This window comes from Methyloversatilis sp., from assembly GCF_030696805.1.
GTDB lineage: Bacteria > Pseudomonadota > Gammaproteobacteria > Burkholderiales > Rhodocyclaceae > Methyloversatilis.
On record NZ_JAUYRO010000094.1, the window covers coordinates 1 to 10,012 of the forward strand.

Here is a 10,012-nt window from a genome sequence, read left to right on the forward strand (position 1 = left end):
CGGCATGGGCATCACCTGCCAGCCCGACTTCATCCTCGACCCGTGGCTGGCGGACGGCCGGCTGGTGCCGGTGCTGGACGCCTTCGACACGCCTGAACTCGGGGTGTACGCCGTGCTGCCCGGCAACCGCCACGTGCCGCATCGGGTGCGGGTGCTGATCGATGATCTGGCGGCGCGCCTCGCAGCGTAGCGCCTCCCGTCCGGGACGTGCAGCGTGCGCGCCGGCTTGCGCCGGATGGCTGAAAGCCGCGACATCCCGACGGCGTGATCCGATCGATGTTCTCCACATGGCGAGGTGGCAGGAGAAGTCGGATTCGAAGCGGTCCAGGTAGTCGGTCATCGCGCCGATGCTCAGCAGGTGCTTGAAGTAGGCGCGTGCCAGTTTTGGCGGCCAGCCGCGGCGTACCGGGTCGATCGCGGCCAGATCCGTTCGAGCCGGGTAATGACGCTGGGCAAACGTTCGGTAGGCGCGGCGAAAGCGCGGTGGCAAGGTGCATGCGGTGTCGCGCCAGGGCTTGTTCGGGCCGATGAAGTGAATGAATTTAGGCTCCACCAGATCGGCGAAGAATCGCGACGACCACGTGTATTGCCAGTTCCACACCGGGCTGAGCTCGGTCCAGTGGCCGTCGAGTGCAAGGTTCAGCAGCGACTGGTCGTGCCGCAGCACGGCTTCGGGCGATTCGGCGAGCACCTGCAGGCAGCGTTCGAGTATGCATTCGGATTGGTAGCGCTCGATGTCGATCAGCAGCATGCCCGAGTTGAAGTAGGGCGACGCCGGGCGGCCGAGCTTACGGTTTTCAGGCACGCGCCGCCCCGGCGTTCGCCATTGCACGTTGTCGCGCACCGCGCCGATGACCGAGCCGAGCAGGTCCATGTCCAGCAACTGATCGATGCCGGCACTCATCGGCACGATGTCGCTGTCGAGGTAGAGGATGCGCCGGTAGCGGCCCGTGACCTCGCCGGGAATCAGCAAGCGCAGGTAGGCTGCCGCGCCGTGGCGATCAGCATGGGTTCCGGTGTGGAACGGGTTGCCGGGCGGCATCTTCATCAGCTTGAGTCCGCTGGCAACCAGCGACGGCGGCAGCTCCAGCTCGTCCTGTGAGAACAGGCAGATGTCGAATGTGCGGTCGGGGTGCAGCAACGCGATCTGCTCTGCCATGAACAACGCGTACGGCGCGTAGTTTGCATCGCACGCCATGACGACGGCGGTATCGTGCTGCACGCCTTGTCGGATGTCATGTTGCGTCATGGGTGGCTGACCGGAAAGTTGCCCGTCTGTACGGGCTGACGAACGCATCCTGAGCGCACGACATTAAGCGGCGCTTAACGCGGATTCCGTACGCACCGTGGGGCGTATCCAGACCGGATTCCGACATGCACACGCCCGGCGAGCGTGCCGGTTCGCCAGCGTACAGACCCTGCACGGCGCAGCCGCCAAGCTATGGCGGTCGAAGCGCCCGGTGGTCGGGTGCGCGTCCAGCGCGGACGTCGTCGGGCGCCTTGAGCGCCGCCGCGACCCGGCGTCCGCAAGGCCTCCACAGGAAAGGGCAGTCATGACATCCATCATCGCAGGGCGCCTGCAGCGTCAGGATCAGGTTGAACTCGCCATTACCGAACTGCTGGCCGCGGGCTTCCCGCGCGATGGCATCAGCAGCTTCTACGTCAACCCGGCCGGGCAGCACGATCTGTATCCGGTCGGCGGTGATCGCGACGAATCACCGGGAACAAGCGACGCCGACGGAGGGCTGGTTCGCGGGGCTGCAGCCGGCGGCGCCATCGGTGCCGCGGTGGGCGTGGCGGGCATCGCCGTGATGGGTCCGGTCAGTTCGGTCCTGGGCGCGGCAGTCGGTGCGCACATCGGTACGCTGGTGGGCAGCCTGTCGCAGATGAAGGAGGGCGACGAGGACGAGGCGGGTACCGATAACGCGCTGCCGCAGAGAGAGTCCGGGATGGTGGTGGCGGTGGCGATGAACGGGCAGGGCAGCGAGGCGCAGGTGATCGCCATTCTCGAAGCGCTCGGTGCCGACCAGATCGAACGCGCCGACGGCACGATCGCTGCCGGCGACTGGGGCGACTTCGACCCGCGCGATACGCCTAACCTGATCCGGCACCCGGAGTGAATGCTTGTTGAGAGGGACGCGCGAGGCCGGCCGCGGACCGGCGCCTGTGAGAACCGCGACGGTGTTGCCCTTCGTAGGAGCGGACCCCGTCCGCGATGCGTACGCTGATCAAGCGCTGTCGCGATTTCGTAGACGGGAATCGCCTGCGGGGCAGGCTCCTACGAAAACCGCGACGGCTTGTCCTTCGTAGATCAATCTCTGTGCAGCCATTCGGCCCGGGGTTTACGGCGTCCCGGCACTTCACTTCCCGCCCCACAGCTCCTTCAACCGCGCATCGCGGCCGCAACTCCAGCGGTAGTACTGATAGCGCGCCGGGTTCTTCTTGTAATAGTCCTGGTGATAGTCCTCGGCCGGATAGAAGGTGCTGGCCACATTGATTTCGGTGACGATGGGCGCCTTGAACGGCTTGGTCTTTTCCAGTTCTGCCAGCGAGCGCCGGGCAGCTTCGAGCTGAGCGGCGTCGTGCGTGAAGATGGCGCTGCGGTAGGAGTGGCCGGCGTCGCAGAACTGGCGGTCTTTCGTGGTCGGATCGATGCTGCGCCAGAAGTGGGCCAGCAGCTGTTCGTAGCTCACCTTCGCCGGGTCGTACTCGATCAGCACCGCTTCAGCGTGGCCGGTGGTGTCGGATGACACCGTCTTGTAGGTCGGGTTGGGGGTCTTGCCGCCGGTGTAGCCCGAGGTGGTCGACAGCACACCGGGCACCTTGTCGAAATCGACCTCGACGCACCAGAAGCAGCCGCCCGCGAAAGTGGCTTTCGCAACGGCCGGTTGTACGGCCGGTGCGGGGGCAGGCGCTTGCGCGAACACGACCGCGCACAGCGCGGCGCCGGCCAGTGCGCCGATCAGCTGTCGCAGCACGGCGCTCACGCTTCGGCCGGCGCGAAACGCAGCGCGATGCCGTTGTTGCAGTAGCGCTTGCCGGTCGGTGCCGGGCCGTCGTCGAACACATGACCTTGATGGCCGCCGCAGCGCGCGCAGTGGTATTCGGTGCGCGGCAGGATGGCCTTGAAGTCGGTCTTCGTGTTCAGTGCGCCGGGCAGCGCAGTGTGGAAGCTGGGCCAGCCGGTGCCGCTTTCGTATTTGGTGTCGGACGAAAACAGCGGCAGGTCGCAGCCCGCGCAGTGGTAGGTACCGCGCCGCTTCTCGTCGTTTAGCGGGCTGCTGCGCGGGCGTTCGGTGCCTTCGTTGCGCAGCACCGCGTACTGGCCGGGCGACAGGCGCTTGCGCCATTCGGCTTCACTGAGCTTGAGCGGGGTGTGTGCGCCGCTGGCGCCGGGTGCGTCGGCTGCGAACACGCGGGTAGCGACCGCGCCCAGCGCGCCGGCGGCAATCAGGCCAAACCACTCGCGTCGGTTGATGTATCGGTTCATGCAATGTCTCCTGATGGGTATGCAGTGTGCGGAGCAGGCGCCGCAGCGGACGCGCCCGGGTCGGGTCACGTCATGCAGGATCAGACCGTTAGTGCAGGGCCATGCTTACAACGCCCGGCCGGGGAAGTGCGCACTGCGACACGCCGTGCAGGGGTGCGCGCCGGGCGGGCCTGTGCTCTGCTGTCTCGGACAGTGCCGATGGCCGCGAAATCCCGCGTTGTGAAAGAGGGTGTGAATCAGAGGGTGTGAATCAGAGCGGGCGAATCAGAGCGGGCGAACCGGCGGCGCGGCGCGAGAGCGGCGGGATCAGGATGTTGCGCCCGGTTGCGGCGCCGGCACCGGTCGCAGCACCCGCCGCCGGACCGGATGCGACCGCGGTTCCGTCTGCTCAGCCGCCCCCTGCATTGCGCGCGCAGTGTGCAGCGCGCTCGAGCAGCAGCGCGCGCTCGCGCCCGTTCTGCGTCAGCGTCGCGGCGCGCCTGAACTCCGCTGCCGCCTCGTCCAGCCGGCCGAGCTTGTCCAGCAGATCGCCACGCACGCCGGGCAGCAGGTGGTAGTGACGCAGTGCCGGTTCGTCGAGCAGCCGGTCGATGATGTCCAGTCCGGTTTGCGGCCCGAATGCCATGGCCAGGGCGACTGCCCGGTTCAGCTCGACCACCGGTGACGGGGCCAGCGCGGCGAGCGCGTCGTACAGCGCAGCAACGCGGCCCCAGTCGGTATCTCCAGCGGTAGCGGCGCGCGCGTGGCAGGCGGCGATGGCGGCCTGCAGCGCGTACGGGCCGTAACCGTCGGGTGAGGCGGCGCGTTCGAGTGCCGCCAGGCCGCGCCGGATCAGCAGCCGGTCCCAGCGGCTGCGGTCCTGCTCAAGCAGCAGGATGGGCGTACCCGCTGCATCGACGCGCGCGAGCAGCCGCGACGACTGGATTTCCATCAACGCCACCAGCCCATGCACTTCGGGCTCGGCCGGCGCCAGCACGGCCAGGATGCGGCCCAGCCGCAGCGCCTCTTCGCACAGCGTCGGGCGCATCCAGTCGTCACCGGCAGTGGCCGAATAGCCTTCATTGAAAATCAGGTAGATCACCTTCAGTACCGACGACAGCCGTTCTGCCAGTTCGGCCGGCGGCGGCAGCTCGAACGGCACGCGCGCCTCGGCCAGCGTGCGTTTGGCTCGCACGATGCGCTGGGCGATTGTCGCTTCGGGGACCAGGAAGGCGCGCGCGATGTCCTGCGTGCCCAGGCCGCCGATCAGGCGAAGCGTCAGCGCCACGCGGGCTTCGAGCGACAGCACCGGGTGGCAGGCGATGAACACGAGGCGCAACACGTCGTCGCCGAGCGGATTGTCGACGGCGGCTTCGAGTGCGGCGTCGGGCGCGGGCGGTGCACCGTCCTGCAGTTGCCCTTCGAGTTCGAACGCGATGTCGTCGGCCTTGCGCGCGTGCAGCGTGCGCTGCCGCAGCAGGTCGATGGCGCGGTTTTTAGCGGTGGTCATCAGCCAGGCGGCCGGATTGTCGGGTATGCCTTTCGCCGGCCACTGTTCGAGCGCCGTGAGCAGCGCGTCCTGCGCCAGCTCTTCCGCCAGGCCGACGTCGCGCACCCGGCGCGCCAGCGCACCGACGATGCGCGCCGATTCGATGCGCCACACCGCGTCGAGCGTGCGGTGGATGTCGGGCGCGCTCATCGGCCGCGCGCGTGCGTCATGAGGCGCCGGCGTCCATCGCGCGGAAGCGGTCGATCGCCTCGCCCGGCGCGAAGTCATCCAGCTCGAACAACTGCCGCACTTCTATTTCCGCCTCGACACCTTCGCCGGCCGGGTTCGGAAAGCGGCGCGTCCATTCCAGCGCCTCTTCGCGGCTATTCACCTGGATCAGCGTGTAGCCGGCGATCATGTCCGTGCCCCCGGTGAAGGGGCCGTCGGTCACGTCGCGCGTGCTGCCGCGGTAGCGGATGCGCCAGCCGTGCGCGCTCGGCTTCAGCCCCGAGGCGTCGAGCAGCACACCGGCCCGCATCAGCGCCTCGTGATAGCCAGCCATCGCGGTCAGCAGCGGTTCTTCGGGCATCACGCCAGCTTCGCTGTCGTGCGTGGCCTTGACGATGATCATGTAGCGCATGGCGGGCTTCCTTCGCGGTTGCTTGAGCATGCAACAGACGGACGGTGCCCGGGCGGCCCGGCACCGTCGCGCGCGTCGCTCATCCTTTTTCGAAACACGGCCCGACGCCGCGCACTTCCACCGTCGACCAGGTGGCGGCCGGGCAGGCGCGCGCGATGTCGATCGCTTCCTGCCGGTTGTCGGTGGCCAGCAGGAAGAAGCCGCCGACCATTTCCTTGGCTTCGGCGAACGGCCCGTCGACGACGGTGGTGCGGCCTGCCCGCGTTTCCACCCGGGCGCCGGTGGCCGTCGAGTGCAGCGATTCGCTGGCGATCAAAAGCCCGCGTGCCTGCAGGTCAGCGCCGAAACGCATCATGCTGTCGTACAGCGCGCGTCCTTCTTCTTCGGTACGTTCGGCGCGCTGGCCGACCGGTTCGACGATCAACAACATGTGCGGCATGGTGTGCTCCTTGTGCGAGACCGGTGGCGCCGGTCGGGTCGATGAACGGGATACAGGCGAATGCCGGCGCTATCTCAGTGGCCGTCCGGGTTGCTCGCATCATTGCTGCACAGCGCCCGCACCGCGGCCTGCAATTCATCGGGGCTGACGTCGCGCACGTGGGTGGCGACCGACCACTCGTGTCCGAACGGGTCTTTCAGCTTGCCGTAGCGGTCGCCCCAGAACGCATCGTCCACCGGCATCGTGACCGTTGCACCGGCCGCTACTGCGCGGGCGACGACGGCATCGACATCGGCGACCTGCAGGTGCAGCGTGACCGGTGAGCCGCCGAGGTGCGTGGGGTCGAACAGGCCGCAGCCGGCAAAGGCGTCGACCAGCATGACCGTCGAGTCGCCGATGCGGATGGCGGCATGGATGATGTTGCCCTGCGGCGCGGCAAGGCGCATCTGCTCCTCGGCACCGAAGGCGGTCTGGTAGAAGGCGATGGCCGCAGCCGCATCGGCGCACACCAGATGCGGGGTGACGGTGTGCATGCCGTCGGGGATCGGCTTGACGTGGGACATGGTCGGGTTCTCCTGGCAGGTGTCGGGCGCCGCCCCCATGCGGGGCGCGTCACCATCACGACGAAGCAGGCGCCACCGGATCGACACGACAGGCCCGAATTTTTTGCGGACGACTGCCAGTTGCTGCGCCAGCTCTTTCAGCCCCGGCGGTCCGGCGTCGGGAACAGCGCCTGGCCCATCGGTTGATAGCGCTGGGTGCAGTTGCGACCCCGTGCCTTGGCCTGATACATCGCTTCATCCGCCCGCTGCAGCAGCGGTTCGGCCTCGTCCGCGTCGTCCGGGAAGGTGGCGATGCCGATGCTGGCGGTCACGATCGCGTGCTGGTCTGCACCGATGGAGAAGGGGCGGGCAAGCTCTGCCGACACCCGTCCGATCACCGCTTCGTGTTCATCGACATCTTCCATGTCGGTCAGCATGAGCACGAATTCGTCGCCGCCGAGCCGGCACACCGTGTCGTTCGTGCGCACGCAGCCGAGCAGCCGCGTGGCGACCTGCTGCAGCAGACGGTCGCCCGCGGCGTGTCCCCAGCGATCATTGACCGGCTTGAAGCCATCCAGATCGAGGTAGCACAGCATCAACGGCCGACGCGTGCGTCGCGCCTGGCTGACGGCCTGGCTCAGGCGGTCGTTCAGCAGCCGGCGATTGGGCAGGCCGGTCAGATCGTCGTGCAGCGAGAGGTATTCGGAATTTTCCTGTGATTTCCGCAGTCGCGTGATGTCGGCGAAGATCCACAACCATTCGTCATGACTGGCCGACATGCGGGTGCCGCTGGCATCGATCCATACGCGTGTGCCGTCCTTGCGCACCATTTCGAACTGCAGGCGGAACACTTCGCCGGCGTCGGCGCGGGAATACACCTGATGCCCGAGCACATCGAATGCAGCGTCGTCGGCATACAGCTGCCGGGTGTTCCGGCCGGTCAGCTCGCCTGTCTCGTAGCCGAAGATGCGGTGCGTTGCCCGGTTCGCCCAGATGATCCGCCGTTCGCGCAACTTCACGATGCCCACCAGATCGTTGTCGAGCATCGCGTCCTGCTCGCGCGCCAGCTGGCGCAATGCGTGTCGCGCCTCGCTCAGGTCGGTGATGTCGAACATGACCGACCGGCTCATCAGGAATTCTCCGTCGGGCCCGGTTACGGCGGTGGCGCTGACGTTGACTCGGCGCAGCTCGCCGTCGAGGCTGACGATGTCGAAGTCCAGATTGCTGATCGAACCCTCGATCTTGAACTTCTGGAACGTCCCGGCGAAAAGCGCCTTGCCTTCCGGGGTCAGTACATCGGGCAGCTTCAGTTTGCCGATGACGTCGCCGCGTGTGCGCCCGAGCCAGTTCAGCCCGGTTTCGTTCATGCGCAGGATGGTGCCGTCGTCCGACAGCGAGTAGTAGGCACAGGGCGCGTATTCGAACAGGTCCCGCAATTCGTTCAGCGACTCGGCGAGCCGCGTCTCGAGCTGTTTGCGCTCGGTGATGTCGCGCCCCACGCTTTGCACCTCCAGTAGCCGGCCATCGGCATCGTGGAGGGCGCGCTTGATGAACTGCGTCCAGCGCAGCGCGCCGTTGGCGGCAAACACGCGGCTTTCGACGATCACCTCCGGCGACTCCGGCGTCAGTCGAGCGATTTTGCGTTCGATGGGCGGCACGTCATCCGGATGCACGACGGGACGCCAGTCTTTGCCGATGATCTGCTCGGCCGCCTTGCCGAAGTAGCGGCAGTAGGCATGGTTCGCGTAGCGCACCTCGCCGCCTGGAAGAAAGCGGCAGATCAGGTCGGTCTGGTCCTCGACGATGGCCTGATAACGGCCCTCGTTCAGCGCAAGCGCTTCCAGCGTCTTGCGGGCGGCTGCACTCGCCGACTGCAGCTTGACCACGACCAGGCCGATCAGCGCGCTGGTTGCCGAGAACACCAGAATCGACACGACGCCGTTCTGGCTGAGGCCGAAACTCGAGTAGGGCTGCACGAAGAAGTAAAAGCCGGAACTGGCGCTGAGCAACACGTTCAGCCCGCCTGGGCCCGGGCCGCACAGGTAGAAGGCGACGACGACGCCCGAATAGAAAGTCAGATAGACCAGACCTGCGTCGATCGGCAGCAGTACGAAACGCAGCAACGTGGCCAGCGCAGCTAAGGCAATCGACAGCAGGATGCGCACCGCAAGCGGCAGGCGCGTATGCAGGCTGTCAAGGGCAGGCATTGGTTTCGCGAAGGGCAAGGGTGAAAGGCCAACCAACATGATGCACAAGCTGTGCGGGCTTGTGCACGCGGTGCAAGGCTTGCAGACATCAAATTGTGATTCCTGCGCTAGGCCCGGCAGAGCTTCGGCGCAGATGACTGCGCAGGCGTCGAGGCGGGTCGGTTGCTGCAGCGGCTGGACGACGCAGATGAAGCCGCCGGATACACATGCGCAGGAATACACGCACAGGCCGGATTGCCGGCACGGGCGTTGTAATTCCTGGAGCGGCCAGTGCCTCCCGCAGAAGCGGCTCACGCAGACCTTCCTGAATCACTCCTGGGACGGTCGCGCGGTCCCGCCTCGCTGGCGGTGGAGCCGGTTTGCGATGGTGAAAGGCGGCTGCAAACACCGTTGCGCTGTGGCGCCGTCTGCGATGAGGACTTGAAATTGCAACACCCAGCCCCTATCATTAGCACTCGTTGGCAGTGAGTGCTAACAAAGCGGTGCGCAGGGCGCGCCGCCCGGATATCGACCATCTCGCGACCTTGTCGCGATTTATTTTTCAAGGAGTCATTGCATGAAAATCCGTCCGTTGCACGACCGTGTGCTGGTCAAGCGTCTGGAAGAAGAGCGCAAGACCGCCTCTGGCATCGTGATTCCCGATGCAGCTGCAGAAAAGCCGGATCAGGGCGAAATCATCGCCGTGGGCGCAGGCAAGATTCTCGAAGACGGCAAGATCCGCCCGCTGGCAGTCAAGGCAGGCGACCGCGTGTTGTTCGGCAAGTACTCGGGCCAGACCGTCAAGGTCGATGGTGAGGAACTGCTGGTCATGCGCGAAGAAGACATCATGGGCGTGGTCGAGGCCTGATCGCCTCCTGCAACCTGAATCTTTCAAACTTTCAAGGAGTTGAACATGGCTGCAAAAGAAGTACGTTTTGGTGATTCCGCCCGTGAGCGGATGGTGAACGGCGTGAACATCCTGGCCAATGCGGTCAAGGTCACGCTGGGCCCGAAGGGTCGCAATGTGGTGCTCGAGCGTTCATTCGGCGCCCCGACCGTGACCAAGGACGGTGTTTCGGTCGCCAAGGAAATCGAACTGAAGGACAAGTTCGAGAACATGGGTGCGCAGATGGTCAAGGAAGTCGCTTCCAAGACCTCCGACGTCGCCGGTGACGGCACCACAACTGCAACAGTTCTGGCTCAGGCCATCTACAAACAGGGCTCCAAACTGGTGGCCGCCGGCCACA

General features: G+C 66.2%; 11 protein-coding genes and 1 pseudogene. 4 read left to right on the plus strand and 8 right to left on the minus strand.

Features of this window, described 5'->3' with window-relative positions:
- Positions 1-4: 4 nt before the first annotated feature.
- Positions 5-190 carry a LysR substrate-binding domain-containing protein gene (locus Q8R75_RS15055; protein WP_305663787.1) on the plus strand — a complete coding sequence of 62 codons (186 nt, stop codon included), beginning with the start codon at positions 5-7 and terminating at the stop codon, positions 188-190.
- A 369-nt stretch (positions 191-559) separates the two neighbouring features.
- On the opposite strand, the pseudogene Q8R75_RS15060 reads toward Q8R75_RS15055, so the two are convergent.
- A pseudogene (locus Q8R75_RS15060) lies at positions 560-1,297 on the minus strand (glycosyltransferase family 8 protein); the annotation flags it as partial.
- Between the two features lie 256 nt (positions 1,298-1,553).
- Between Q8R75_RS15060 and Q8R75_RS15065 the strand changes: the two are divergent.
- Positions 1,554-2,120: a hypothetical protein gene (locus Q8R75_RS15065; RefSeq protein WP_305611491.1), complete on the plus strand. Its 567-nt coding sequence runs from the start codon at positions 1,554-1,556 to the stop codon at positions 2,118-2,120.
- Positions 2,121-2,360: 240 nt separating this feature from the next.
- On the opposite strand, the gene msrA is transcribed toward Q8R75_RS15065, so the two are convergent.
- The 7 genes from msrA to Q8R75_RS15100 all read right to left on the minus strand — a co-directional run bounded on the left by msrA (position 2,361) and on the right by Q8R75_RS15100 (position 8,786).
- Complete coding sequence (gene msrA / locus Q8R75_RS15070) at positions 2,361-2,987, minus strand: peptide-methionine (S)-S-oxide reductase MsrA (RefSeq protein WP_305611492.1); 627 nt, start codon at positions 2,985-2,987, stop codon at positions 2,361-2,363.
- On the minus strand, positions 2,984-3,490 hold the full coding sequence (gene msrB / locus Q8R75_RS15075) for a peptide-methionine (R)-S-oxide reductase MsrB (protein WP_305611493.1): 507 nt from the start codon (positions 3,488-3,490) through the stop codon (positions 2,984-2,986). The genes msrA and msrB overlap by 4 nt, the downstream gene beginning before the upstream one ends.
- Before the next feature lie 388 nt (positions 3,491-3,878).
- Positions 3,879-5,168, minus strand: a complete 1,290-nt coding sequence (locus Q8R75_RS15080; RefSeq protein WP_305611494.1) for an RNA polymerase sigma factor — start codon at positions 5,166-5,168, stop codon at positions 3,879-3,881.
- 16 nt (positions 5,169-5,184) lie between these two features.
- Positions 5,185-5,598, minus strand: coding sequence for a YciI family protein (locus tag Q8R75_RS15085; protein WP_305611495.1), 414 nt, complete (start codon positions 5,596-5,598; stop codon positions 5,185-5,187).
- 79 nt (positions 5,599-5,677) lie between these two features.
- Entirely contained in the window at positions 5,678-6,037 is a 360-nt protein-coding gene (locus Q8R75_RS15090) for a YciI family protein (RefSeq protein ID WP_305611496.1), read from the minus strand.
- Between the two features lie 74 nt (positions 6,038-6,111).
- On the minus strand, positions 6,112-6,600 hold the full coding sequence (locus tag Q8R75_RS15095) for a VOC family protein (protein WP_305611498.1): 489 nt from the start codon (positions 6,598-6,600) through the stop codon (positions 6,112-6,114).
- A 137-nt stretch (positions 6,601-6,737) separates the two neighbouring features.
- Positions 6,738-8,786, minus strand: a complete 2,049-nt coding sequence (locus Q8R75_RS15100; RefSeq protein WP_305611499.1) for a diguanylate cyclase — start codon at positions 8,784-8,786, stop codon at positions 6,738-6,740.
- 556 nt (positions 8,787-9,342) lie between these two features.
- Here Q8R75_RS15100 and groES point away from each other — a divergent pair.
- Together groES and Q8R75_RS15110 are read left to right on the plus strand one after the other, a co-directional pair.
- On the plus strand, positions 9,343-9,633 hold the full coding sequence (gene groES, locus Q8R75_RS15105) for a co-chaperone GroES (protein ID WP_069038271.1): 291 nt from the start codon (positions 9,343-9,345) through the stop codon (positions 9,631-9,633).
- A gap of 45 nt (positions 9,634-9,678) precedes the next feature.
- Positions 9,679-10,012: TCP-1/cpn60 chaperonin family protein (locus Q8R75_RS15110; protein ID WP_305663786.1), on the plus strand; the 334-nt coding region annotated here is incomplete at its 3' end.

Excerpts from the sequence above, each read along its gene's own strand:
- Q8R75_RS15055 (WP_305663787.1), top strand. The coding sequence starts at position 5 with ATGGGCATCACCTGCCAGCCCGACTTCATCCTCGACCCGTGGCTGGCG.
- Q8R75_RS15065 (WP_305611491.1), top strand. The coding sequence starts at position 1,554 with ATGACATCCATCATCGCAGGGCGCCTGCAGCGTCAGGATCAGGTTGAA.
- msrB (WP_305611493.1), bottom strand. The coding sequence starts at position 3,490 with ATGAACCGATACATCAACCGACGCGAGTGGTTTGGCCTGATTGCCGCC.
- Q8R75_RS15080 (WP_305611494.1), bottom strand. The coding sequence starts at position 5,168 with ATGAGCGCGCCCGACATCCACCGCACGCTCGACGCGGTGTGGCGCATC.
- Q8R75_RS15085 (WP_305611495.1), bottom strand. The coding sequence starts at position 5,598 with ATGCGCTACATGATCATCGTCAAGGCCACGCACGACAGCGAAGCTGGC.
- Q8R75_RS15090 (WP_305611496.1), bottom strand. The coding sequence starts at position 6,037 with ATGCCGCACATGTTGTTGATCGTCGAACCGGTCGGCCAGCGCGCCGAA.
- Q8R75_RS15095 (WP_305611498.1), bottom strand. The coding sequence starts at position 6,600 with ATGTCCCACGTCAAGCCGATCCCCGACGGCATGCACACCGTCACCCCG.
- Q8R75_RS15100 (WP_305611499.1), bottom strand. The coding sequence starts at position 8,786 with ATGCCTGCCCTTGACAGCCTGCATACGCGCCTGCCGCTTGCGGTGCGC.
- groES (WP_069038271.1), top strand. The coding sequence starts at position 9,343 with ATGAAAATCCGTCCGTTGCACGACCGTGTGCTGGTCAAGCGTCTGGAA.